The sequence below is a fragment of the Halomonas sp. BC04 genome, assembly GCF_000568385.1.
This window is the reverse complement of the sequence record NZ_AZQX01000246.1, coordinates 1-23,791: the sequence shown is the minus strand read 5'-3', so window position 1 is coordinate 23,791 and position 23,791 is coordinate 1. Positions and strand designations below refer to the sequence as shown.

At 62.4% G+C, this 23,791-nt stretch carries 28 protein-coding genes and 2 pseudogenes; 20 read left to right on the top strand and 10 right to left on the bottom strand.

Annotated elements, in window-relative coordinates; translation table 11 throughout:
* Positions 1–72: 72 nt before the first annotated feature.
* Together Q427_RS17045 and Q427_RS17040 are read right to left on the bottom strand one after the other, a co-directional pair.
* A complete protein-coding gene (locus Q427_RS17045) occupies positions 73–510 on the bottom strand; it encodes a VOC family protein (protein ID WP_043516115.1) in 438 nt (145 codons plus the stop codon).
* A gap of 78 nt (positions 511–588) precedes the next feature.
* Positions 589–1,542: a helix-turn-helix transcriptional regulator gene (locus Q427_RS17040; protein WP_043516112.1), complete on the bottom strand. Its 954-nt coding sequence runs from the start codon at positions 1,540–1,542 to the stop codon at positions 589–591.
* Positions 1,543–1,661: 119 nt separating this feature from the next.
* Here Q427_RS17040 and Q427_RS17035 point away from each other — a divergent pair, with 119 nt between their 5' ends.
* From Q427_RS17035 to Q427_RS17030, 3 genes are all read left to right on the top strand, one after another.
* Positions 1,662–2,207: a glutathione S-transferase family protein gene (locus Q427_RS17035; RefSeq protein ID WP_197030699.1), complete on the top strand. Its 546-nt coding sequence runs from the start codon at positions 1,662–1,664 to the stop codon at positions 2,205–2,207.
* A complete protein-coding gene (locus tag Q427_RS32460; protein WP_197030698.1) occupies positions 2,195–2,368 on the top strand; it encodes a hypothetical protein in 174 nt (57 codons plus the stop codon). The genes Q427_RS17035 and Q427_RS32460 overlap by 13 nt, the downstream gene beginning before the upstream one ends.
* 90 nt (positions 2,369–2,458) lie before the next feature.
* On the top strand, positions 2,459–2,917 hold the full coding sequence (locus tag Q427_RS17030; RefSeq protein WP_043516110.1) for a cupin domain-containing protein: 459 nt from the start codon (positions 2,459–2,461) through the stop codon (positions 2,915–2,917).
* Between the two features lie 60 nt (positions 2,918–2,977).
* Here Q427_RS17030 and Q427_RS17025 read toward each other — a convergent pair whose 3' ends face one another.
* Both Q427_RS17025 and Q427_RS17020 read right to left on the bottom strand, forming a co-directional pair.
* Positions 2,978–3,343 carry an antibiotic biosynthesis monooxygenase family protein gene (locus Q427_RS17025; protein ID WP_043516108.1) on the bottom strand — a complete coding sequence of 122 codons (366 nt, stop codon included), beginning with the start codon at positions 3,341–3,343 and terminating at the stop codon, positions 2,978–2,980.
* Positions 3,344–3,493: 150 nt separating this feature from the next.
* Positions 3,494–4,318 carry an alpha/beta fold hydrolase gene (locus tag Q427_RS17020; RefSeq protein WP_051496477.1) on the bottom strand — a complete coding sequence of 275 codons (825 nt, stop codon included), beginning with the start codon at positions 4,316–4,318 and terminating at the stop codon, positions 3,494–3,496.
* 351 nt (positions 4,319–4,669) lie between these two features.
* On the opposite strand from Q427_RS17020, the gene ada reads away from it, so the two are divergent.
* Positions 4,670–5,764 (top strand): bifunctional DNA-binding transcriptional regulator/O6-methylguanine-DNA methyltransferase Ada, encoded by a 1,095-nt coding sequence (gene ada, locus Q427_RS17015; protein ID WP_043516106.1) that lies wholly within the window; start codon positions 4,670–4,672, stop codon positions 5,762–5,764.
* A gap of 166 nt (positions 5,765–5,930) precedes the next feature.
* Here ada and Q427_RS17010 read toward each other — a convergent pair whose 3' ends face one another.
* Positions 5,931–6,722: a helix-turn-helix transcriptional regulator gene (locus tag Q427_RS17010; protein ID WP_043516104.1), complete on the bottom strand. Its 792-nt coding sequence runs from the start codon at positions 6,720–6,722 to the stop codon at positions 5,931–5,933.
* A gap of 129 nt (positions 6,723–6,851) precedes the next feature.
* On the opposite strand from Q427_RS17010, the gene Q427_RS17005 reads away from it, so the two are divergent.
* Positions 6,852–8,456, top strand: coding sequence for an MFS transporter (locus Q427_RS17005; protein WP_051496476.1), 1,605 nt, complete (start codon positions 6,852–6,854; stop codon positions 8,454–8,456).
* 13 nt (positions 8,457–8,469) lie between these two features.
* Here Q427_RS17005 and Q427_RS17000 read toward each other — a convergent pair whose 3' ends face one another.
* Complete coding sequence (locus Q427_RS17000; protein ID WP_197030697.1) at positions 8,470–8,955, bottom strand: TetR/AcrR family transcriptional regulator; 486 nt, start codon at positions 8,953–8,955, stop codon at positions 8,470–8,472.
* A gap of 8 nt (positions 8,956–8,963) precedes the next feature.
* Here Q427_RS17000 and Q427_RS16995 point away from each other — a divergent pair, with 8 nt between their 5' ends.
* Positions 8,964–9,251, top strand: coding sequence for an SDR family oxidoreductase (locus Q427_RS16995; RefSeq protein WP_331280650.1), 288 nt, complete (start codon positions 8,964–8,966; stop codon positions 9,249–9,251).
* Positions 9,252–9,307: 56 nt separating this feature from the next.
* On the opposite strand, the gene Q427_RS16990 is transcribed toward Q427_RS16995, so the two are convergent.
* On the bottom strand, positions 9,308–10,012 hold the full coding sequence (locus Q427_RS16990; protein WP_043516102.1) for an FMN-dependent NADH-azoreductase: 705 nt from the start codon (positions 10,010–10,012) through the stop codon (positions 9,308–9,310).
* 144 nt (positions 10,013–10,156) lie between these two features.
* Between Q427_RS16990 and Q427_RS37010 the strand changes: the two are divergent.
* From Q427_RS37010 to Q427_RS16980, 3 genes and pseudogenes are all read left to right on the top strand, one after another.
* Positions 10,157–10,720: pseudogene (locus tag Q427_RS37010) on the top strand (LysR family transcriptional regulator); the annotation flags it as partial.
* A complete protein-coding gene (locus Q427_RS37005) occupies positions 10,617–11,051 on the top strand; it encodes a LysR substrate-binding domain-containing protein (protein ID WP_442905517.1) in 435 nt (144 codons plus the stop codon). The pseudogene Q427_RS37010 and the gene Q427_RS37005, both read left to right, overlap by 104 nt.
* 130 nt (positions 11,052–11,181) lie before the next feature.
* Positions 11,182–11,808: a LysE family translocator gene (locus Q427_RS16980; RefSeq protein WP_043516100.1), complete on the top strand. Its 627-nt coding sequence runs from the start codon at positions 11,182–11,184 to the stop codon at positions 11,806–11,808.
* A 147-nt stretch (positions 11,809–11,955) separates the two neighbouring features.
* Here Q427_RS16980 and Q427_RS31455 read toward each other — a convergent pair whose 3' ends face one another.
* On the bottom strand, positions 11,956–12,114 hold the full coding sequence (locus Q427_RS31455) for a hypothetical protein (RefSeq protein WP_155833600.1): 159 nt from the start codon (positions 12,112–12,114) through the stop codon (positions 11,956–11,958).
* 504 nt (positions 12,115–12,618) lie between these two features.
* On the opposite strand from Q427_RS31455, the gene Q427_RS16975 reads away from it, so the two are divergent.
* The 7 genes from Q427_RS16975 to Q427_RS16950 all read left to right on the top strand — a co-directional run bounded on the left by Q427_RS16975 (position 12,619) and on the right by Q427_RS16950 (position 18,523).
* Positions 12,619–13,728, top strand: a complete 1,110-nt coding sequence (locus Q427_RS16975; protein WP_043516098.1) for a TRAP transporter substrate-binding protein — start codon at positions 12,619–12,621, stop codon at positions 13,726–13,728.
* A 140-nt stretch (positions 13,729–13,868) separates the two neighbouring features.
* Positions 13,869–14,393: a TRAP transporter small permease subunit gene (locus Q427_RS16970; RefSeq protein WP_043516094.1), complete on the top strand. Its 525-nt coding sequence runs from the start codon at positions 13,869–13,871 to the stop codon at positions 14,391–14,393.
* Positions 14,394–14,395: 2 nt separating this feature from the next.
* The gene (locus Q427_RS16965; protein ID WP_043516092.1) at positions 14,396–15,721 is read left to right on the top strand and encodes a TRAP transporter large permease; all 1,326 of its coding nucleotides are present in this window, start codon (positions 14,396–14,398) and stop codon (positions 15,719–15,721) included.
* A 136-nt stretch (positions 15,722–15,857) separates the two neighbouring features.
* A complete protein-coding gene (locus Q427_RS16960) occupies positions 15,858–17,012 on the top strand; it encodes a cache domain-containing protein (protein ID WP_051496473.1) in 1,155 nt (384 codons plus the stop codon).
* Positions 16,925–17,344 carry an ATP-binding protein gene (locus Q427_RS37000; protein WP_197030696.1) on the top strand — a complete coding sequence of 140 codons (420 nt, stop codon included), beginning with the start codon at positions 16,925–16,927 and terminating at the stop codon, positions 17,342–17,344. Before Q427_RS16960 ends, Q427_RS37000 begins: the two co-directional genes overlap by 88 nt.
* Complete coding sequence (locus tag Q427_RS16955) at positions 17,253–17,876, top strand: response regulator (RefSeq protein ID WP_043516090.1); 624 nt, start codon at positions 17,253–17,255, stop codon at positions 17,874–17,876. The genes Q427_RS37000 and Q427_RS16955 overlap by 92 nt, the downstream gene beginning before the upstream one ends.
* 98 nt (positions 17,877–17,974) lie before the next feature.
* Entirely contained in the window at positions 17,975–18,523 is a 549-nt protein-coding gene (locus tag Q427_RS16950; protein ID WP_043516088.1) for an NADPH-dependent FMN reductase, read from the top strand.
* Positions 18,524–18,674: 151 nt separating this feature from the next.
* Here Q427_RS16950 and nfo read toward each other — a convergent pair.
* Positions 18,675–19,444, bottom strand: a pseudogene (gene nfo / locus Q427_RS16945) (deoxyribonuclease IV); the annotation flags it as partial.
* Between the two features lie 107 nt (positions 19,445–19,551).
* Here nfo and Q427_RS16940 point away from each other — a divergent pair.
* The 3 genes from Q427_RS16940 to Q427_RS16930 all read left to right on the top strand — a co-directional run bounded on the left by Q427_RS16940 (position 19,552) and on the right by Q427_RS16930 (position 21,760).
* Positions 19,552–20,175 (top strand): LolA family protein, encoded by a 624-nt coding sequence (locus tag Q427_RS16940; protein ID WP_043516086.1) that lies wholly within the window; start codon positions 19,552–19,554, stop codon positions 20,173–20,175.
* A 4-nt stretch (positions 20,176–20,179) separates the two neighbouring features.
* Complete coding sequence (locus Q427_RS16935; protein ID WP_051496469.1) at positions 20,180–20,686, top strand: SRPBCC family protein; 507 nt, start codon at positions 20,180–20,182, stop codon at positions 20,684–20,686.
* A 63-nt stretch (positions 20,687–20,749) separates the two neighbouring features.
* Positions 20,750–21,760, top strand: coding sequence for a GGDEF domain-containing protein (locus Q427_RS16930; protein WP_043516084.1), 1,011 nt, complete (start codon positions 20,750–20,752; stop codon positions 21,758–21,760).
* Between the two features lie 53 nt (positions 21,761–21,813).
* Here the strand turns inward: Q427_RS16930 and Q427_RS16925 are convergent, their stop codons facing one another.
* On the bottom strand, positions 21,814–23,256 hold the full coding sequence (locus Q427_RS16925; RefSeq protein ID WP_231613749.1) for a coniferyl aldehyde dehydrogenase: 1,443 nt from the start codon (positions 23,254–23,256) through the stop codon (positions 21,814–21,816).
* Between the two features lie 170 nt (positions 23,257–23,426).
* Between Q427_RS16925 and Q427_RS16920 the strand changes: the two genes are divergently transcribed.
* Positions 23,427–23,791 (top strand): Ada metal-binding domain-containing protein (locus tag Q427_RS16920; RefSeq protein WP_043516082.1); only part of this gene is annotated, 365 nt, incomplete at its 3' end.

Genomic DNA, 23,791 nt, shown 5'->3' with positions numbered 1-23,791 from the left:
CCGCCCGGCGGTCAAGGTCCGGGCTTTCATCGACCGGTTTGCCGAGCGGCTTAGAGGGGAAGCGGTGCTTTGCTAGGCGGCGGCTTGCTCCTCCTTGTCGTAGTTGATCATCCAGGCTACGCCGAATTTGTCTATCAGCATGCCGAAGCGGTGCGCCCAGAAGGTTTCCTCGAGCGGCATCTGCACGGTGCCGTTGTCGGCCAGGGCACTGAAGAGCCGTTCGGCCTCGGGTATGGAGTCGACTCCGATTGCGATACTCGCGCCCTTGATGCCTTCATAGGGAGCCGGGCATGCGGGGGAGTTGTCCGATGCCATCAGCAACTGGTCGCCGATGCGCAGCCGGGCGTGCATGACCAGGTCGCGGGCTTCCGGGGGAATTTCCATGTCTTCGCTGTCGGGCATTTCGGCATAGGTGGCCATGGCCTCGAGCTTGGCGTCGAAGCAGCGCTGATAGAACTCGAAGGCGTTGCGGCAGGTGCCGTCGAAGATCAGGTAGGTGGAAAGCTGCATGATGGGTCTCCAGGAGGGTTGTTGTAGGTCCTGCTTCCCTTCATCGACACAAACTAGTCGATTTCGACACTTGCGCTATCATATTTTCGCTGCCAGCCGCTGCAGGCGGTCGGCCTGCTCCGAGAGGGCGTCGCACAGCCCGGGTGGATCGAGGATCTCGAAGTCGTAGGGCTGGTGGGCCAATTGACGGGCAAACCAGGCCAGGCTGTCGGTGCGGGCATGCAACATTACTGCGTTTCCCTCAGGCGTGAACACGCCGATGTTGTGTCCCAGTTCCGCAATGGCCTCGGCCAGTTCGGTGTGCAAGCGCACGCGGACGGCAGTAGCACGGGGCAGGCTGGCGATGCTGTGAGTCAGGTGCTCGGCGGGGTCGAAGTCTGTCGGCCGCTCGAAGCCGGCCTCGAGCGGCGTGGCCTCGGTGATGCGGTCCAGGCGAAAGCTGCGCAGGTCACGGCGCAGGTGGCACCAGCCGCTGACATACCAGCGCCCACCGCGATAGACCAGGCCGTAGGGATTGAGCACGCGCCGGGTGTGCTGCTCCCGGTCGTCGCGGTATTCGAGCCGAACCCGCTGGCACGTCTGGGTGGCGGTAGCGAACAAGACCAGCAGGCGTTCGTCGCCCTGTGCTCGTGCCGGAGGCAGTTCCAGCCGTGCGTTTTCGCTCAGGGCTTGTGCCTGATGTTTCAGTCTGGTGGGCATCACCCGTTCCAGCTTGCTCCGCGCGGTATCAAGCGCCGGGGTCGTTTCGGCAATGCCCAGCCCCTGCGCGGCGAGGAGCCCGAGCGAGACGGCCATCGCCTCTTCACTACTGAACATCAGCGGCGGCAGCTTGAAGCCTGGCATCAGGCGATAGCCGCCGTGCCGTCCGCGTTCGGTAGTCACGGGAATGCCGAGCTCCTCCAGAGCCTGGATGTAGCGCCGCAGCGTACGGCGATCAATGCTCAGCCGCTCGGCAAGCTCCCGGCCGCTCAGGTGGCGGTGGGTCTGCAGCAGTTCCAGCAGCATCAGGACGCGGACGGTGGGGTTGGCCACGCTAGAATTTCTCTCTTTCTAATAGGACGTGTTTTGTCCTATTTAGCCATTACCTTGCTGACATGGACAGGCGCAGATGGCCCTGTCTTTCACCATCAAACACAGCAAGGAACAAGGCAATGGAACCCGTCCTTTTCTATGGCGTACCACAAGGCTGCTCGTTCGGCTCAATCGTGGCGCTCGAGTGGTTGGGCCAGCCCTACCGTCTGTGCCGCATCGAGATGATGGAGCAACCCTGGAACCCGCTCTTCGCCAAAGTGAACCCGCTGTTCCAGACACCGGCACTGTTACCGGAAGACGGTGAGCCTCTCAGCGAGAGCCTGGCGATCCTGCAGCATCTGGCCGCACGAGATCTCGAAATACGGCTGGGCTTCGAGCAAGGCAGCCGCGAGTTTGATCGACTGAATCAGGTGCTGGCCTATCTCAACACCGATTTTTTCTCGGCATTCAACCCGTTGTGGTGGCTGTACGAAACCCAAGGGTTGAGCGGCGTGGAGCAGGAAGTGCTGCGCAGGCTGGGCCGCGAGAAGGTCGCCGAGGGCTGTGCTTATCTCGACGGCCTGCTGGCCGATCGGGAGTGGCTGCTGGGTGACTACCGCACCATGCGGATGCCTATTTTATCGGTATCGCTCGCTGGGTGGAGTATCACCGATTGTTCGACCTGAAGCAGGAGTATCCGAACCTGGCCCGGCATCTGGCAAAACTCAGGAGTGACCCGGCTGTACAGTTCGCCGAGGCCATCGAACGCGGCGAGCAGTCGGCGGGGCAGGGGCAGTTCAAGGGCCATGTCACGCTGAAGGAGCTCGAGCCGCGCCTGGCGGGCTAGGGTTGGGGCGAGCTGAGGGAGTCGAGCGCCGCCGGGCACGCTAAGATTGGTCAATGTCCTGGCGGCGACTCGACATCAAGGAGAACCAGCATGTATCTATCAGCGCAGGATATCGAAGCCCTGGAAGGTGTGAGGAAGGTGCACTTCCTCAATGCCGATGCCGTGCGCATCAACAAGTCGCTGGGCGATGCCGTGGGCATGACCCGGCTCGGGATACACCAGATCAGCGTGCCACCCGGCCACTTTTCCACTGAGTTCCACTGCCATCGCTACGAGGAGGAAGCCATCTACGTGCTTTCGGGAGCCGGCGTGGCCACCCTGGGCGACCGCAAGCAGCCGATCGGCCCCGGCGACTTCATCGGCTGCCCCATCAATGGCGTCGCCCACGAGATGTATAACGACAGCAACGAGCCGCTGGTATGCCTGGTGGTGGGGCAGCGGCTGGCCCAGGATGTCTCCGACTATCCGCGACAGGGCAAACGGCTGTATCGCAACAGTGGTGAATGGAGCCTGGTCGATCATGACGATATCGAGCAGATACCCCGATAGACAAGCACCGAGAGGCTTCTATGGTCGGTATTTTGCGGTAAGTAAGGGCTTACCGGGGCGCTACTCTTTTGTGGTTTCAGGATGGCCGTGTCGCTCGCGGCTGTCGGCAGGCGCCTGTTCGCGTTCGTGCATGCCGTAGTCGCGCATGACTGTGGCGACGCGCAGGCGATAGTCGTCGAAGACCACTTCGCGGCCCTGGGCCTGGGCGGTGCGGTGACGCTCGAGCCGGCGCCACTGGGCCACGGCCTCCTCATCTCGCCAGAAGGAGAGCGAGAGGACCTTGCCCGGCTGGGTCAGGCTCTCGAAGCGTTCGATGGAGATGAAGCCATCGATCTCGTCGAGCAGCGGACGTAGGCTGGCGGCAATGTCAAAGTATTGGTCGCGATGACCGGACTTGGGAATGACTTCGAAGATGACGGCGATCATGGATGTTCCGTGTTGTTTGAATTAGGCGTGGAAAACACTGCCGGTAAGTTAAGTGCTTACCGGGGCGCTGTTTCGTGTTTGCAGAGTAGCAGGGCGTTTGGGAGTCTGCTGTCGTTGCCGGTGGGTCTGCATGGCGTCAGATCGTCGGCTTCACACTTGTTGCTCCTCGAAAAAGGAGAGCGCCAGTCGACCCCACTGGTCGGGATGGGTCAGGTGTGGGGCGTGCCCGGCGCCTGGAATAGTGACGAGTCGAACATCGGGGATGAGTCGTTCAAGATGCACCGTGGTCGGCGCATACCAGGGCAGCCCCTGTGTGCCGGTGCTCAGGCAAACCGGCACCTGCAGGTGGGTAAACGTCTCCGGCACGATATCGAGCCGCGTCGGGTCGCAGGCCTGGTCCAGCCAGGTCGGGGCATGGGCGACGAAGCTGGCGCGCATTTCAGCAGTCAGTACTTCTTCCCAGAAGCCCGGGCCGAAGCCGATATGATCGGCGAAGTAGCGTGCCCCCTCTTCACAGAGTCCGCTCTCCAACAGTGTAATGGCCTGATCCATGTGTTGCTGGATGACGGGTAACAACGCCTTGGCTTCAGGATCCTGCTTGAGCAGGCCGAACAGCGGCGGTTCGTGGACCAACACCGAGCGAACGCGTTCCGAACACTGCCCGGCGGCCAGCAGGGCGATGGTGGCGCCATAGGAGTGGCCGATCAGGTGCACGCCAGAGTCAGCGGCCACGGCCCCGACCAGTTGACAGAGGTCGTCCACGTCCTCGCTGTAGCGTCCCTGACCTGGCGGACACTCACTCTCACCATGGCCGCGGCGATCGTAGCGAATCACTCGTAGCTTGCGAGAGAGTCCTGGCGTCACCCGGTCCCAGGCGGCATGGGTATCCCAGGAGCCGTGAACCAGTATGACCGGCTGTCCTTGGCCTGACTCCATATAGGCGATGCGTAGCTGGTTGATATATATCCGGTTCATGGTCGTCTCCTCGTCGGATGGCTGGCTTGGAGTCACCATTCTAAAAAATAATAAGAATTACTGTTATCTTGATTCCGGCGCCAGTTCGAGGCCCTTGTATGATAAGTGGTGGGCGTATTACCCCAGAGTCGTGTCTGGCAAGCGATGCTGACCATGGCGAAACCTGAGGGAGGGCGCCGATGGGCTCACTCCGCTTCTTGCCGCTGAATTGGAGAAAACCTGGCAAATGCTATGCTGCGAATGCTGCGAAGGGGCTGGCTCGTTTTGAAAGCAAGGGGCGGAGTGTGGCAGGCGGGCCCAGCGGTCATCCTGAATTCACGGTGAACACTGGACCCACAGCGGAGGCCTGCCATGATCGAGACAACGACCGAGTCACTTGCCATCTTCGAATCCGATGAAGCCAAATGGGCGGCGGTACAGGCCCGCGATACTGCGGCGGACGGCGCTTTCGTCTATGCGGTGCGCACCACCGGGATCTATTGCCGCCCGACCTGCGCATCGCGCAGGCCGCGGCGGGAGAACGCCGAATTCCATGCCGATGGAGCGGCTGCCGAGCGCGCCGGCTATCGCCCCTGTCAGCGCTGCCGGCCTCAGGAAGCCCCGCTGGCTCAGCGCCATGCCGAGAGCGTTGCCCGCGCATGCCGGCTTATCGAAGCATCCGAAGACCTGCCCACTCTCGACGAGCTGGCACAGGTGGCTGGCTTGAGTCGTTTCCATTTTCATCGTGTGTTCAAGTCGATCACTGGCCTGACGCCCAAGGCCTACGGCGTGGCGCGGCGGGCCGAGCGGGTGCGAGCCGAACTGTTGAACGGCGAGACGGTGACAGAGGCGATCTATGAAGCGGGTTACCACTCCAGCGGACGCTTCTACGCCGCTTCGACCCAGATGCTTGGCATGACGCCGAAGCGCTACCGTTCGGGAGGAGAGGGCATGAATATTCGTTTTGCCCTGGGAGAGTGTTCACTGGGCACGCTACTGGTAGCGGCCAGTGAAAAGGGGATTTGCGCCATTTCCCTGGGAAATGATCCCGAGGAGCTGTTACGGGAGTTCCAGGATCGCTTCGCCAACGCAAGCCTGTCGCCGGGTGGAAAGGATTTCGACGCCTGGGTGGCCCGTGTGGTGGGTTTCGTTGAGGCGCCTGATATCGGGCTGTCGCTGCCGCTGGACATTCGTGGTACCGCCTTCCAGCAGCGGGTCTGGCAGGCGCTGACCGAGATTCCCGTAGGTGCCACCATCAGCTATACGGAGCTGGCGGAGCGGATCGGCTCTCCGCGGGCGGTGCGCGCGGTGGCCAGTGCCTGTGCCTCCAATACCATTGCGCTTGCCATTCCCTGCCACCGGGTAGTGCGCAGCGATGGGGCCCTGTCCGGTTACCGCTGGGGGGTGGAGAGAAAGCGCGCCTTGCTCGAGCGGGAGCAGAGTCACGAATTCGTGGGCGGCCCGTGAGCGCTTTCTCGCGCGCTTCGGTGATGCCTGCCTGAGGCGTTGCACTCCAGGTAGGTTGATAGCACCAGTTAGCTACGCAAGTCCTACTAGGCTGGACATCAGGCGGCGGCCCGGGAAGCAGGGCGTGTGCGAGTAGCATGATGATGCGTGATTGTCCGGTACCGAATCAATCGGCGCCGAAATAAACCACCATCCTGAGATGGCGGTGCTCATCCACCAGCAGCGTGGTGTGCTCGTACTCCCTGAGATTCGCATCGGCGTCGAGCATGGTGCCGATGCCGTAGCGGTAGGCTTCATGGTTGGGCTGCTCCCACCAGTGGCGGAAATCCGGCGACAACTTGGCAAGCGCCTCTATCAGTTCCTGCATGGCCGGGTCCTCGGGGGCGGCCGCCAGGTCGCAGCGGAACTGGGCCAGCAGGCGGGAGGCGTCCTGTCGCCACTCGGGAAGACGCCTGCGCAGCGCGGGGTCGGCGAACATCAGGCGCATCATGTTGCGCTCGCCGGGCTGCCTGGCGCTGAAGTCGAACAGGGCATCGGCCGTGGCATTCCAGGCGATGACGTCCCAGCGCAGGTTCATCACGTAGGCTGGCTTGGCCATGTCATCCATCAGGGTCTGGACCAGTGTCGGAATCGCCTGCCACTGGTACGCCTCCACCGGCGGTGGGCGGCGATGGGCGAGCAGGAACAGGTGGCAGCATTCGGCGTCGTCGAGCTTGAGCGCCTTGGAGACGCTGAGCAGGAAGCTCTCCGAGACGTTGATGTCACGCCCCTGTTCGAACCAGGTGTACCAGGTCAGCCCCACGCCRGCCAGCGTCGCCACCTCCTCSCGCCGCAGCCCCGGTGTGCGGCGGCGGCCGGTAGACGGCAGGCCGACATCGGCCGGCGTCAGCTTGTTGCGGTGATGAATCAGGAAATCGGTGAGTTCACTGCGGGTCCTGTCGAGGCTGCGGCTGGCCATGGCATTGCTCCTGGGCAGTATTGCTCCCGTTTGGTATTGCTTATGGTAATAGGATAATTGGCTATATTGTAACCCTATAAAGTTAGGCCAAGACTACCATGCCAACCCATGTAGAACTGGAGGCGCGGCATGGTTGCCCTTACCGAGCAAGAGACACGTTCACGTTCGCCCCGGCAGCGGGCGGGTATCAAGGAGTGGGCCGGCCTGGCGGTATTGGCGCTACCCACCGCGCTGCTGGGCCTCGATGTCACCATTCTCTATCTGGCACTGCCCGCCCTGGCGGCGGATCTACAGCCGAGCAGTACCCAGGCGCTGTGGATCATGGATGCCTACGGCTTCATGATCGCGGGGTTCCTGATCACCATGGGCACGCTGGGTGACCGCATCGGCCGCCGTCGGTTACTGATGATCGGCGCCGTGGCCTTTGGCATCACCTCGGTGATTGCTGCCTACTCCACAAGTGCCGCCATGCTGATTGCCGCCCGCGCGGTGCTCGGCGTGGCCGGCGCGACGCTGATGCCGTCGACCCTGGCGCTGATCAGCAATATGTTTGGCGATGTGCGTCAGCGGGCGCTGGCCATCGGTGTCTGGGCCACCATGTTCGCGCTGGGGATGGCGGCGGGTCCGGTGGTGGGAGGCCTGTTGCTGGAGCGCTTCTGGTGGGGGTCGGCCTTCCTGGTGGCGATACCCGTGGTGATCGTGCTGCTGATCGCGGCTCCGCTGCTGTTGCCGGAATACCGGGCCTGGCGTAGCGGCCCCCTGGATTTCACCAGCGTGCTGCTCTCGCTGGCGGCGGTGCTGCCGGCGGTCTACGGCGTGAAGGAGATGGCCAAGGCTGGGGTCGAGCCCGTTTCAGTGCTGGCCCTGGTGCTGGGCGCGCTGCTGACACTCGCCTTCGTACGTCGCCAGCAGCGTCTGGCCGACCCGCTGCTCGACATGCGGCTGTTCGGAAGCCGTACCTTCAGCGCCGCCCTGGTCGTACTGCTGGTAGGCCTTGTGGGTGTTTCCGGCGTGATGCTGCTGGTAACCCAGTACCTGCAGCTGGTGGCGGGGCTCACGCCGCTGGCGGCAGGGCTATGGATGGGGCCGCCGGCGCTGATGATGGTTTTTGCAGGCATCGTGGCGCCGCTGCTCGCCCGTCGTATCCGGCCAGGCTATGTAGTGGGCGGCGCGCTGATGCTCTCGACACTGGGCTACTGGCTGCTGGCAACCGTCGAAGTGGATGCCAATGGGGTGGGGCTGGCGATAGCCGGATTCTCGCTGGTCTATCTCGGCCTGGGTACCATCGCCGCGCTGGGCACGGACCTGGTGGTGGGCGCCGCCCCGGCGGAGAAGGCTGGTTCGGCCTCGGCCATGTCGGAGATGGTGCAGGAGCTGGGCGTTGCGCTGGGGGTGGCGCTGCTGGGCAGCTTGGCCACCTTCGTCTACCGCGCGCAGATCAGTGAGGTCATGGCCGGTGGCGTGGCTGCCGACGTATCCGGCGTCGTGGAAGAGAGCCTCTGGGCTACCGTCTCGGCTGGCGAACGCTTACCTGCTGGGCTGCTGATGGAAGCCCAGCAGGCCTTCACCGCCGGGCTGAACGTGACCGCCACGGTGGGCGGAGTCGTCATCCTGGCCCTGGCGCTGGTCTCCATCGTCAGCCTGCGCCATGTTGGGGCGATAGGCGGAGAAACCGAATCATCGGCCACTGAAAAAGTGCCCCCGGAGAACGAGCGGCCCTGCACGCTTTGTTAGGCTTGGCGAGAACTCAGCGGGTCAGGGCATCCCAGCCCGTCATGGCGCAATCGGCAATGGCCAGAAGCGTTTCGCGCGAAGCGCCATCGCGGGCCTGGATCGACATGCCGTGCTGCAGGGTGACGATGTAGTTGGCCAGTGCGCGGCAGTCCGTCGAGGTGGGTAGCTCGCCTTCCTCGACGGCTCGCTTCAGGCGGCGTTCCAGCAGGCTGCCATTCGCCTGTCGGTGTGCTTTCAAGGCGTCGCATACCTGGGCATTGACACCCTGCATCTGCGGCGCGGCAAGCACGATCATACAGCCCCTAGGGACAGGGCCACGGGTGAAGGCCTCTGCCGTGGTGCGCAGTACATGCTCGATGGCGGCGTACGCCGTCGGTGCCGTTTCCACCTGTTCCCAGATACCGCTGCCTTCGGTGCGTACGTAAAGTGCTACCGCCTCCTGGAACAGCGCTTCCTTGCTGCCGAAGGTGGCGTAGAGACTGGGCGCGTTGATGCCCATGGCGGGGCATCAGCCTGTACGCCATGAGCAAGGCGGGCCTGGTGGGGCTGACCAAGGGATTGGCGCGGAACCTCGGCCCGCGGGGGATTAACGTCAATATCGTGCATCCCGGCTCTACCGACACCGATATGAATCCCGCCGATGGCGAACTCTCCACCCCCCAGCGCAGCTTGATGGCCATTCCCCGCTACAACGAGGCCGGCGACGTGGCCGGCCTGGTGGCCTGGCTGGCAGGACCGGAAGGGCGCTCGGTGACCGGAGCGGAGTTCACCATCGACGGCGGCGCCAATATCTAGACCTGACAGACGATCCTGGTTTGTGTGCCGGCCTGCGGGCCGGCACATGGGGTTCATCATGCAGGATCAGAAATTCGTCTGGCCGAATCGAGCTTTTCCGCTAGCTCTGCCACCAGGGCTTCGATATCCCGCTCGGCCTGGGCCAGCGAATTCTGCAGGCGTTCATCGCCGAACTCGTCGTACTCCACGGCGATACCGTGCACGTCCTCGATACCCAGGTACCCGAATACGGTGCGGATATGCGGTTCGACGTGGTTGGCATGGGCCATGCGCTCGCCCGGTTCGTAGCCGTAGTCGCCCCGGGAGCCCAGTACCACCAGCCGCTTGTGCATGTCGGTCAGCATCGGCCAGTAGGGGAGGCCCTGGCGCGAGCGGTCGAAACCGAAAGTCCGCCCGACCCTTACGATATTGTCGATATAGGCCTTGAAGCCGGCCGGTACGCCGAAGTTGTACATCGGCACACCCGCAACGATCAGGTCGGCTTCCAGCAGCTCATCGACCAGGGTGTCGCTCTCAGTCAGGGCGTCGTACATCCAGGGCTCACGGGTCGCCGGCTTGGTGAACGCAGCGTGAATCCACTCACCGCTGACGGGCCGCGGTGGGTGCTGGCCCACGTCGCGATAGAGGATGCGGTCATCGGGACGTGTCTGCCGCCATTGCTCGACGAAGTGGGCACTGAGGCGCCGGGAGTGGGAGCCGTGTGAATCGATATCGGAACGACCGGGGCGGGCGCTGGCATCCAGATGCAGTAGGGTAGCCATGGGGCAATCTCCTGTTAGTTGAATTCATCTATGTGCTGCGTGGATGACAGGATCTTCCTCATGACAGTGGTCTGACAAACGATCTATTCTTGAGGCTTGGACAAGGTGAATTTGTCTATAAAAGTTTCTACGGAAAGAGCCCATATGAATCGACGCTTGCTGCCGCTCTCCCAACTGCGCGCCTTCGAGGCGGCGGCGCGCCACCGCAGCTTCAAGCAGGCCGCCGAGGAGCTGGCCGTGACACCGGCGGCTATCAGTCATCAGGTGCGCGAGTTGGAAGCGCTGCTGGGTGTGGCCCTGTTCGAGCGGCGCATCCGCCAGGTGGTGCCGACCCCAGCGGCGGAGCATCTGTTTCCGGTGCTGCAGCGTGGCTTCGATGCCTTCGGCGACGCGCTGGAGGCGCTGCGTGAGCAGGGCAACGGCAGCAGTGTCACGCTCTCCTGCACGCCCGCTTTCGCCAGCCAGTGGCTGCTACCGAGACTGGCCGACTTTCATTTGCACTGCCCCGATATCGACCTGCGTATTCACGCCAGCGAGGCGCCACTGGAGCTGTCACGCGGTGCTTCGCTGGCGATTCGCTACGGCATGGGGCCTTACCCGGAGCATGAGGCGGAAGTACTGGCCGAGGACAGCTTTGCCCTGGTGGCCAGTCCGCAGTTGGGCCTTGCCAGCTACGAAGACCTCAGGACGGTTCGTCATATCGTCTTCGACTGGTACAGCCCGGCGCTGGGACTGCGTCGTGGCAGCACTGGTGCCAGGCGGCGGGGGGCAATATTGCGACCTGGGTGCGAGCCTGACCTTTTCCGACGAGAGCCATGCCATCCAGGCTGCCATCGCCGGCCAGGGAGTGGCGCTGCTGAGCGAGACCTTGGTGAAGGCGGAGCTCGAACGCGGCGTACTGAAGGTACCTTTCGGGCCAAGGCTGCCGGGGCTGCGCTATCAACTGGTTCGGCATGGCCGCTGCGCTGGCCACGCTGCCCTAGGACAGGTAGCCGAATGGCTGCGGGGGGCCTTTGCCGATCAGGGTGCAATGAGCTGAATGTCCTCCACGGAGCCCGATTTCATGCTCGTACTTGCCGGGTAGGGCAGGACCGGGCATCTTGTGAAACGTGCCGGCATGACAGCTCGCGTGACGTCGATCCGGCCCCGCTAATGGAGAGGCAACGCTGATGAACATCGAGCTCTGGCTGGCCTTCGTGGCCGCTTCCGCTGTGATGCTGGCAATCCCGGGACCCACGATTCTCACCGTGATGAGCTACTCACTGGCCTCAGGGCGGCGTGCCAATGTGCCGTTGGTGGCCGCTGTCGCCCTGGGCGACTCCACGGCCCTGGCGATGTCACTTCTTGGCCTGGGGGCACTGCTGGCCACCTCGGCGTTCTGGTTTACCGCAGTCAAGTGGATCGGCGGGCTTTACCTGCTTTACCTGGGCATCAAGCTGCTGCGTGCCGGGGCGAGTACGAGCGTGGTGTTGACCCCGGCGGAGTCAGTGTCACGCTGGAAGCTTTTCGGTAATACCTATCTGGTCACGGCGCTCAATCCGAAGGGCATCGTGTTCTTCGTGGCCTTCCTGCCACAGTTCCTCAACCCGCAGATGCCGGTAACGCCGCAATTGTGGGTGCTGGCCGCTACCTTTGTCACACTGGCCACGCTGAATGCCACCCTATACGCGCTCTTTGCGACTTCCGCGCGTCGCCTGTTGTCCACGCCGCGTGCCCAGCGAGGCTTCAATTTGCTGGGTGGTTCTCTGCTTTCGGGCGCCGGGTTGTGGGCGCTGCTGGCCAGGCGGCCGGCCTGAGAATAGTCGGAGTCGAATGCTTAGCCTACCCCGGGACCATTCGCCTCCGAGGAGGACTGCCAGGACGATCAGCACAGTGCGGCCGGGCCCACATGAAGCAGCCCCGACATCAGAAATGCCGGGGCTGCGATGATGATGGGCCAGCGCTTACCTGTGTTGCCTTCGATTTCGGTAAGGGGCGCGCTCATCCTCCTCGATACGCACTTCCTTGCGGATGGGGTGCCTCTGCTTCTTGCTCATGGCATTGGCCAGAGCCAATAGCGCCACCGCGGTCACGCTCACGGTCAGAATTGCGATGATACCCATGTGCATGTCCTCCTGCGGGTAGATGGGGCGACCCTCGGGACGTCGCTGTCCCTACGAGAGGTGTGCCTACCGAATTGAGAGTGGCAGCTTTCTCGCTGGCCGACAAATCCTTCGACTCTCTGGCAGCGATTAAGTTTTAACGCTCCGCTACCAAGGCTCCTGGTCGCTGACTCGGACAACGACCTTTCCGAGTGGTCCGCCTTTGCAGAAAGACCAATCGTCCCTCGTCGATATTGCTTTTATCGAACATTTAATGGAATATATTTTCACCCTTGCTGTGGCCGTCTCCTGTTTAGGTAGTTCTACGGATACCGTCTCCGTATCAATCACTAGGGGATAGCTGCAGAACAATTCGCGTAATGCCACGGATTCATATTCTCCTCCACCGGCTTATCCTCCCCAGGTCAGGTTTCTGACCCGCTCACGTTACAACATTAAAATAAACGAGGGCGCGCTTGATAATAGTAAGCGCATGATCAAGCGCGCCGGGAAAAGGTGCTTTGAATGAGTGTCAACAGGCGTAATTTCCTCAAGTATGGTGGTGCTGCCGCGGTGGGTACCGTGATGGCGCCGAGTATCGTCAAGGCCCAGGAGACCTTCAACTGGCGCATGACCACCAGTTGGCCATCCGGCTTTCCGTTCTTCCAGTCGGGGCCCGGTTCGGCCACCGACTTCGCCAAGCGTGTCGAAGAGATGTCGGGTGGGCGCATCAAGATCCGGGTTTATGGGGCAGGCGAGTTGATCCCGGCCTTCGACGGCTTCGATGCCGTCTCGCGGGGCCAGCAGGTCCAGCTCAATCATGCCTGCTCCTACTACTGGGCCGGGGAGTCGTTTGCCGCCCAATACTTCACCACGGTGCCGTTTGGCATGACCTTCCAGGGGTTCAACGCCTGGCTGGCCCACGGGGGTGGCTACGAACTGTGGAAGGAAACCTACGAGCCTTACAACCTGATCCCCCTGGCCGTGGGGTGTACTGGCGCACAGCCAGTGGGCTGGTTCCGTGAGCCCGTCACCAGCGTCGAAGACTTCCGCGGCCTGAATATCCGCATGCCCGGGCTGGCCGGTGACGTCTACAACGCCATCGGTGCCAATGCCCGCCTGCTGCCTGGAGGGGAGATTTTTTCCGCCCTGGAGCGCGGCGCCATCGATGCGGCGGAGTGGGTGGGGCCCTATCTTGATCGGGCACTGGGCCTGCACAACGCGGCCAAGCATTACTACTCCTCGGGCTGGCACGAGCCGTCTACCACCACCGAGGTCATCGTCAACAAGGACGCCTATAACTCCTTGCCCAGCGACCTTCAGGCGGTGCTTCACAATGCGGCCGCGGCCTGCAACATCACCTCCCATACCTGGATCGAAGCCCAGAATGGCGACGCCCTGGATGACCTGGTCAACAACCACGGCGTGGCATTCGAGACTCTCCCCGACGATGTCATCCGGGCTCTGTTCGAAGCAACCCGCGACATCCTGACGACGGAGGCCAACAAGGACCCGCTGGTCAAGAGAATCAATGACAGCTTCTGGGCGTTCAAGAAGAAGCACGATGGCTGGCATGCCAACAGCGAGGCCGTCTTCGCCAACACCATCAGTCGTTACGGCCAGGGCATGATCTAAACCCCGCCGGGCTCTCGGCTTCGGTGCCTGCATCGAAGCCGAGAGCTTTTCTGCATGGCCTTCGAGATGTATGGCCTTCGAAAGTGACACCCGCCTCACTTGAGACGTCCGCTGGGCACCTGCCCAGAGGGGGAGATTAAATGTTGCGTTTCTGTATTTCGCTCGAGCGGCTGCTTGAGCGTATCACTGGGATTGCCGGGTTCATCGGCTGTATCTCCATGATCATCATGGTCGCACTGATATTCGGCAATATGCTGAGTCGTTATGCCTTTGGCATTGGTGCGGTATGGGCCCAGGAGCTGGAGTGGTACCTGCTTTCTGTCATGGCAATGATGGGCATCGCCTATGCCATGAAGTTCGACGATCACGTGCGCGTGGACATCCTGTCGAGTCGGTTCAGCCCCGTGGGCATGATGTGGCTGAACCTCATCGCCGCGATGCTGGTGGCGCTACCCTGTGCGCTGCTCATCATTTATTACAGCTTTCCATTCGCCGAGACCTCGATGATTCGCGGCGAGCGTTCCCCGAACTCTTCGGGCCTGCCCTGGCGTTGGATACCCAAGTCCATGGTGGTGGTTGGATTCATCTTCGTGGCGATCGAATCCGTTCGACAGGCGCTGGAAAACGGTAGACGCCTCGTTCAACACTACACTGGGAGTGCTTGATCATGCCCTTGGAATATTATGCGTTGGCGATGATCGCTGCCTTCTTTGTCCTGGTGATGACCGGCATTCCGGTAGGATTCGTAGTGGCTTTCGTCGGCTTCGTGTTCGGCTTCATCGGCTTCGATGGCTGGCTGTTCGAGCTGCTGCCCTCACGAATCTACGGTGTCGTTTCCAACTACACCCTGCTGGCCATACCGCTGTTCGTATTCATGGGTGTGATGCTGGAGCGCTCCAAGATCGCCGAGCGCATGCTCGACGTGATCGGCCACCTGTGTGGGGGGTTGCCAGGGGGCATGGCCCTGGCGGTGATCATCGTGGGCGTTCTGCTCGGTGCGGCGACGGGGATTGTCGGCGCGGCCATCGTTACACTCACTCTGATGGCCCTGCCCACCCTGGTGCGTCGCGGTTACAAGAAGACGATCGCTTGCGGCACCATCTGTGCCGCCGGCACCCTGGGACAGATCATTCCGCCAAGCCTGGTACTGCTGGTGCTGGCGGATATCATGAACCTCTCCGTCGGCAGCCTGTTCGCCGCGGCATTGATGCCCGGCCTGCTGCTGTCGGGCATGTATCTGGCCTATCTGTTGGTGCTTGCCTTCTTCTTTTCCGCCGATGTGCCCGCCATTGACGAAGAGGAGCGAGCATCTGTCAGCAAGCTGGCGCTGTGCAAGGATTTCGGCAAGGTGGTGGTGCCGCCGCTGCTGCTGATCTTCGCGGTGCTGGGTTCGATCATCGGTGGCGTGGCGGCCCCCACGGAAGCCGCCTCGGTAGGAGCCGTGGGTGCCCTGCTGTTGACGCTCGTTTCCGGCCGGTTGTCGTTCGCGATACTCTCCGATACCGTGAAAACCTCCCTGCGCATCAGCTGCATGATCTTCTTCGTGCTGATCGCCTCGCAGGTATTCGCCCTGGCGTTCCGGGGGTTGGACGGCGAGTTCCTGATCGAGGCGATGTTCGAATGGGTGCCTGGCGGCATGTATGGCACGCTCATTTTCATGCTGTTGCTGATCTTCTTCCTGGGCTTCTTCCTCGAATGGATCCAGATCTCCTATATCGCCGTACCGCTGTTCCTGCCCTTCCTGGCCAGCCAGGGCGACATGTCCATGGTCTGGGTCGCAATCCTGATCGCCATGAACCTGCAGACCTCCTTCCTGACGCCGCCCTTCGGCTGGTCGCTGCTGTTCATGAGGGGCGTTGCCCCGCCGGGAATTACCACGGCTGATATCTACAAGGGCGCCGTTCCCTTCGTCCTGATTCAGATTCTGGCCCTGGCACTGATCATCGTATTTCCCGATGTAGTGCTGTGGTTGCCTGAGGTGATAGGATGGTAGATCGGCATAATGATTAGAATTGATTGTCCTGAATTCAAGCAATAAGTGCAGGTCCTGCTGGCTCATTTCCCACGCTGGGGCTGGCAGGGCCTGTAATAACAAGAATAAATGAATAATTAATAACAGGTATACGCCAGTGTTCACGTTCAGAACCAAGCTGACATTGCTCACCTTGCTCCCACTGTTGGTGCTCATAGCCGGCGTGACGTTCTTTGCTATCCATCAAAGTGCACGGTTGAGCGGGGTTCAGTCGGATATCCTCAAGGACGGGTTGCTGGAAGCCAAGCAGGCTGAGCTGAAGAACTACATGGAGCTCGCCTATACGGCGATCCGCGAGATATATGAAGATACCTCACTGCCCAGAGAGGTGGCGCAGGGGCTGGTGGCTGATGCATTTCATCGCATGGAGTATGGCTCCGACGGTTACTTCTTCGTCTATGACTATGATGGGCTGAATATCGTCCACCCGCGCTTGGAGAACCTGGTCGGACAGGACCTTTGGAGTTTTCGTGATGAAGACGGCAAGCTTCTGATTCAGCGCCTTGTCGAGCGAGCCCGAGAGGGCGGCGGCTTTACCGAATATCGCTGGGACAAGCCATCCGGCGGTGAGTCGGTGCCGAAGCTGGGGTACTCCATCGGTCTCGATGACTGGGGCTGGATGGTTGGCACGGGACTCTACCTGGATGACATCGAACTGGTCGTCAGCCAGATGGAGTACCACATGGTGGAGAATGCTCGCAGAACCATCCTGCTGATGGCCTTCGTTACCGTGTCCTGCCTGCTTGTCATCGCCGTGATCGGGTTGGCGGTCAACCTCAGCGAAGCACGAGTGGCGAATCGCAGGCTGGTCAAGATGGCGCAGAAGACCTTCAGCTTCCTGGAGAAGGAGCGGCGTCGGATCTCTCGCGAGTTACACGACGGCATCAACCAGCTCCTGGTGTCGGCACGCTTCAAGCTGGAGCGCATCGATGATGCCTGGGGCGGGGGGACCATGTCGATGCCTCATCCGCGCTGGCGGCGACCGACCGCATTCTGGAAACAGGTATCCACGATCTCAGACGCCTGGCCTACGATCTGCGCCCTAGCGTGCTCGACGACCTGGGGCTGGTCGCGGCCCTGGAAAGCCTCTGTTCGGACCTGGTGGAGCGCAAGCCCGTGTGGGTTCATTTCGAGTCGAGCATCGACAGCGGGGAGTGTCAGCCTGTGCTGGCCACGGCCCTGTATCGCATTACCCAGGAGAGCCTGCACAACATTGAGAAGCATGCCGGCAAGGCCCGTCAGGTCAGGGTGAAACTGTTGCGGCGGCGGAGCTGGGTTTATCTTGAAATCGCCGATGATGGCGAGGGCTTCGTCTGGTGCGCCGATGGCAGCCATGTGCGCGGCAGCGGCCTGGGGTTGCGCAACATTCAGGACCGGGTGGATCTGCTGGGGGGGAGCCTGACGCTCGAGGCGGCACCCGGCAAGGGCGTGCGTATTCGCATCAAGATGCCATTTCAGCGTGCCGTCGCCGGAGCGAGTCGGGGGAGAGTCGATGGAAAAGTCTATAAGCGTACTTTTGGCGGACGACCATCCGCTGGTTCTGGAGGGCCTGCGCTATCGGCTGGAGGCCCAGCAGGGCATTGACCTGGTGGGGCTGGCGAGTTCGGGGCAAGAGCTGCTGTCGCTGGCCCAGGGACTGATGCCGGACGTGGTGGTAACGGATATCACCATGCCCGGTATGTCCGGCCTTGAGGCGTGCAAGGTCTTGCACGAAACTTGTCCTGATATCCGGGTGCTGGTGCTGACCATGCACGATAATGAGGAGTACATCCGACGTGCGGTGGCCTGTGGGGCGGCTGGCTATGTGCTCAAGGACGCCTCGTCCGAGCAGATGGTGTTTGCCCTGCGTGAGGTGGCAAGCGGGCGCAGCCATTTCGGCTCCGGCGTTTCCCGGGTGTTGCTCGCAGAGAAGGAGGAGCGCCTTACGCCTCGTGAGACCGCCATCCTCAAGCTGATGTTCGAGGGCATGAGCAGCCGGGATATCGGCGAGGTGTTGGCCATCAGTGCACGCACGGTCGAGTCCCATCGCAGCAATATCTATCGCAAGCTCAATACCAACTCACTGGCAGGTCTCTTTCGCTACGCCATGCGCCATGGACTGGTCGAATTGGAATAGCCGAATTCTAACGAGGACATCGAATCTTTCCTCTTTGACCTCAACTATGCTTGAGGTCGTATCGTTCATCGCATCTCTCATCAGACAGGAGAAAAGCGATGAACGATACGATCAAGGTGGCCGTCATCTATGGCAGCGTCAGGGAAGGACGTTTCTGCGATACCGTCGGGCAGTGGGTCGTGGACCAGATACAGCCTCGGAAAGCGTTCGCAACGGTGGTGATCGATCCCGTCGCCGAACCCGTCTCGGCATTCGGTAAGCGCCTCGACGAGGCGGATGCCTTCGTTGTGGTCACGCCTGAGTACAACCACTCATACCCCGCTGCGCTCAAGGCGCTGATCGACGGCTACAAGGCGCAGTGGCAGGCCAAGCCGGTGGCCTTCGTCTCCTACGGTGGCGCCTCGGGCGGACTGCGGGCGGTCGAGCACTTGCGCCATGTCTTTGCCGAGCTGCATGCCGTGGGTATTCGTGACGGCGTGATGTTCCCCAACAGCTGGGAGCAGTTCGACGAGCATGGTCAGCCGCTGCAGGCCCAGCGTTTCGAGCGCGGCATGCAGACCATGCTGGCGCGGCTCGCCTGGTGGGCCGAAACGCTGCGTCAGGGGCGGGCCGAACGCGATTACACTCAGGCGGTCATGCTGGATTGAGCAGTGAGCGAAGAGCTGGCGAGCCGCTCTGGAAGGCACCATGCAGCCGAACGGGAGCCCGCCTAGCCGGTCATCACTTGTTTACGGCCTGGGCGCGCAGCCAGGCAATCTCCTCGGCCCAGATCTCGGGTTCGATGGTCTCCAGCACCAGCGGAATCTCGTCGATGCGCGGGTCGCGCATGATGGTGGTGAAGGCGTCGAGCCCGATGTTGCCCCGGCCAAGGCTGTGGTGGCGGTCGACGCGGCTGGCGAACTCGCTCTTGGCGTCGTTGAGGTGCATGCCCCGCAGGTAGTCGAAACCCACCACCTTGCCGAATTCGTCGAGGGTAGCGGTACACGCCTCGGGGGTGCGCAGGTCGTAGCCGGCGGCAAAGGCGTGGCAGGTGTCGATGCACACCCCGACCCGCGACTTGTCATCGACCTGCTCGATGATCTCGGCCAGGTGCTCGAAGCGCCAGCCAGGTTGGTGCCCTGGCCCGCGGTATTCTCGATCACCGCGACCACGCCGCGGGTATCGGCCAGGGCGTGATTGATCGAGTCGGCGATGCGGGTCAGGCATTCGCTCTCGCTGATCTTCCTGAGATGGCTGCCGGGATGGAAGTTGAGCAGGGAGAGGCCGAGCTGCTCGCAGCGCTGCATCTCGTCGAGGAAGGCGGCGCGGGACTTCTCGAGCCCGGCGGCATCCGGGTGGCCGAGGTTGATCAGGTAGCTGTCGTGGGGAAGGATCTGCTCGGGGCCGAAGCCATGTTCCCTGCAGGCGCTGCGAAAGGCCTCGATGGTAGCCTCTTCGAGGGGCTTGGCTCGCCACTGGCGCTGGTTCTTGGTGAACAGGGCGAAGGCGTCGGCGCCGATCTCGACGGCACGAAGCACGGCCTGGTCGGGACCGCCGGCGGCGCTGACGTGGGCACCCAGGTATTTCATCTTGCCTCTCCGTGATTGACAACGCCATTACGATAGCATGCACGTAGACTCGCCACCCGCCGTGGCCCTGCTAGTCTCAGAAGAGAGAGTGCCAAGGGAGAGTCAGCATGCTGCCCCTGCTACTGGTTGCCATGAGTAGTGCCGCGGGACAGGACCCCATCGCTGCAGCACTGGCGCGCATCGGTGCGCTGGCCAGCTATGGACTGACGTTGCGCAGCCAGGGCAGCGGCGGCGAAGAAGTCATTCGCTACAGCTATCGACAGCCCGGCTACGTGCGCATGGACATGGAGACCCCCTACCGCGGGGCAGTGCTGATCTATCGTCCCGATACCGGCAAGGTGAAGCTGTGGCCCTTCGGTTCACCGGGCAGGCGGGCGGCAATTTCCCTGCGCCCCACCAATCGCATGGTGCGCAGCTCGCAAGGCCATCGTGTTGACCAATCGGATGTGGGCACCCTGCTGCGCAATGTCCAGCGCCTGCAGCAGCACGGCAGTACGCGTCGGCTCGGGCCGACTACCCATGATGGGCGTGTGGTGCAGCATGTGGTGGTGGAAGCCGAGCCGGGGCGGGCGGTGGATGATGTGTCGCGCTATGACCTGTGGCTCGATGACGAGACGCTGTTTCCACTGCGGGTAGCGAGTTACGACAGGCGGGGAGAACGACGGGAGAGCGTCCTGCTGGAGAGCGTTCGCCTCGACCCCGACTTTTCCCCCGATCACTTCGCACCCTAGGCCCATGCCAAGCTTTTGCTTCGACACCACCTGGCATATTGAAGCCCCGATCGCCGTAGTCTTTGATGTCTTGACCGACTCACTGCACTGGCCGGAATGGTGGCCCGGGCTGGTCGAGGTGCAGCCGCTCGAGGCAGGCAACGAGTCCGGCATTGGGCGAACCCAGCGCTTCGTCTGGAAGAGCCGGCTGGGCTATTACCTGCGCTTCGATATCCGCATCACTCGCGTATGCGAGCCCTGCTTGATCGAGGGCAGGGCAAGTGGCGACGTGGCCGGAGTCGGCAGCTGGCGACTCGACGGCAACGAGCGGATCACCCGGGTTCGCTACCGCTGGCACGTGCGAACGGTGCGGCCCTGGATGGGGGTTCTGGCTAGGGTGGCGAGGCCGCTGGTGACCTGGAATCATCACGCCATGATGCGCGAAGGGCGCGTGGGTCTGGTGCGGCACCTGGGTCTCTCCACTGGGCATTCTGGATGTGGCGCCGGGCGGGAACCGTCAAGAGAGCGTTGAGCGTCATGGAAAGTAAAGGAGTATGCTGCAGCCCACTTTTATCGAAATCGTCCCAGAGATGCCATGAAGCGCTCGAAGAGTCGCATCGGCCATGAGCCACTGTCCGGGGAAGCGCATGGCCGCGTCTCCTCCGGTGACGACTGTGAGCGTGTCCGGCAAGAACTCGAGGCAGCGCAGGAAGAGATCGCACACCTCAACCGTACCCTGTATCGAGTCCAGCAGATCGCCCGGCTGGGCTATTGGCGAGCCAGCCTCAAGGCTAATGAGCTGTTCTGGTCCGAGGTGATTTACGACATCTTCGGCGTCGACCCCGCCACCTTCACACCCAGTATTCGTGCCTTCAAGGCCATGGTGCATCCCGAGGATCTGGAGAGTGTCGAGGCCAGCATGCTTCGGGCCCAGGAGCATGGGCACCATGATGTCGTACATCGGATCATCCGTCCCGACGGCGAAATCCGCTGGGTGCACGAGCTGGGCGACTATGAGCCCGAGGGCGATGACCAGATTCTGATAGGTACGGTGCGTGATATCACCGAGCAGAAGCGGCTGGAGCTACGCCTGCGTCAGCTGTCGCGCACCGATGAACTCACCGCACTGTTCAACCGCCGCTATTTCATGCAGCGGCTGCTACAGGAGCTGGCCCGCTATCGGCGTTACGGCAGGCCGACGTCGGTGGTGCTGTTCGATTTCGACCACTTCAAGCGCATCAATGATACCCATGGCCACCCCGCCGGCGACCAGGTATTGGTGAGTGTCGGCAAGTTGCTGCGCGACAGGCTGAGGGCCAATGATATTCCGGCACGGCTTGGCGGCGAGGAGTTCGCCCTCCTGCTGCCGGAAACCGAGCTCGAAGAGGCGCTTGGCGTGGCAGAGAAGGTACGCCAGCTGGTGCTGGAACAGACGTTCACCTCGGAGGAGGGGCACTGCTTCGGCGTTTCCATTACCTGCGGTGTCTCGACCTTTCAGGGTGTCGAAGAGACGTTGGAAGCCATCCTGCACCGCGCCGACCAGAATCTCTACCAGGGCAAGCGGGCGGGCCGCAACCGGGTCGTGGCGGATGAGCGGGGTCGTTAAGGGCGTCCGGGCCTGGTGCTTGCTGCGAGGTGGGCAGGTAGCCACTCTCCGTTTCACCGTACGAAGGCTTTCCTGATCAGCTTCTGCAGCGTCTTTCCGTAGGGCGGGTAAATCATAGCCGCAGCGTTGAAGCGCTGCTTCACGAAGACGCCCTTGGCGTGGCTGAAGGTCAGGAAGCCCTCGTGGCCGTGATATCGGCCCATGCCGGAGGCCCCCACGCCGCCGAAGGGCAGGTCCTCCTGCGCGGCATGCAGGAGCGTATCGTTGATGCACACTCCGCCGGCATGGGTCTCGTGTAGTACCCGCTGCTGCTCGTGCCTGTCGTAGCCGAAGTAATAGAGCGCCAGCGGTCGCGGCCGGTCGTTGACGTAGTCGAACGCCTCTTCGAGGCGGTCGTAGGGCACCACCGGCAGCAGGGGGCCGAAGATCTCCTCCTGCATGACGGTCATCTCGTCGCTGACATCGAGCAGTATCGCTAGCGGCATCCGCCGTCGCTGGCCGGCCTCATGCAGGCGGACCGCGCGGGCCCCTTTGCTTTCGGCATCCTCGAGGTAGCCTTGGAGGCGTTCGAAGTGCCGCTCGTTGATGATCGCGGTGTAGTCGGGGTTGTCCTCGAGTGTGGGGTAGAAGCTCAGCACCGCCTCGCGGAAGGCCGTCACGAAATCGTCGACCCGTTCTCTGGGAACCAAAACATAGTCCGGCGCAATGCAGGTCTGTCCGGCGTTCAACGACTTGCCGAAGGCGATACGCTGTGCAGCGTCCTTCAGCGGCACGTCACGGGAAACGATGGCCGGCGACTTGCCGCCCAGCTCCAGTGTCACCGGCGTCAGGTTATCGGCCGCGGCGCGCATGACATGCCTGCCGATCGAGGTGGCGCCGGTGAACAGCAGGTGGTCGAACGGCAGCCTGGAGAAGGCAGCGCCCACCTCCGCCTCACCCAGCACCACCGTCACCAGATCCTCCGGAAATACGCGGGCCAGAAGGTCCTTCAGCAGTTGTGAGGTGCGCGGCGTCGATTCGCTCATCTTGATCATGACGCGGTTACCGGCCGCCAGGGCGCCGGTCAGCGGGCTGATGGCGAGGAAGAGCGGATAGTTCCAGGGCACGATGATTCCTACCACGCCGAGCGGCTGGTAAACGACCTTGGCCCTGGCCGGCTGGAAGACCAGACTGACCGAGCGGCGGGAGGGCTTCATCCACCGCTTCAGTCGTTTGCTCGCGTAGTCGATGCCATGCAGGGTTGGCATGATCTCGGCGAGCAGGGTCTCGTCGGCGGAGCGGTTGCCGAAATCGTCGGAGATCGCACGGGCGATCGTGTTCTGCTCGCTCTTGATCAGCTCGCGAAGTTGTCCGAGCCACTCTCGGCGCTCCTGGGACGACGGCATGGGATTGGCCCGGCAGGCTGCCCGCTGCCGTTTCAACTGGTGCTCCAGCTCATCCAGTGACATGGGGTTCCTGTCCAGTTCCTGCGGCATTTCAGCACCCTCGTTGATCACGGCTAACGACTCCAGCGTATCGGCATGACGGGTTTCTGCTTTGACGCATCTGGCCACCCTTGGAGGAACTTACCAGCAGCTCGCGCTGAAGTCTTGGAAAGCCCTCGTGGCGTTGACGACCAAGTCCGAAAACCGCCGGACGCCGGCTGCGCTCGCGCTAGAATGAAGCAATGAACTATTCCACCGATACCTGCTACCAGGCGCTGCTGGCCCGCGACCCCCGCTATGACGGGCGCTTCTTCACCTGCGTGACCAGCACTGGCATCTACTGCCGCCCGATCTGTCCGGCGCCGACGCCGAAACTCGTGCACTGCCGTTTCGTCGCCTCCGCCGCGGCTGCGCAGGAGGCGGGCTTCCGGCCATGCCTGCGCTGTCGACCGGAGAGCGCGCCGGACTCCCCGGCCTGGGCCGGCACCTCCACGACCGTGACGCGGGCGCTGCGGTTGATCGATGATGGCGCGCTGGACGTTGGCGGTGTGGAGGCGCTGGCCGACCGGCTGGGTGTGGGGGCGCGTCAGCTGCGGCGACTGTTCCA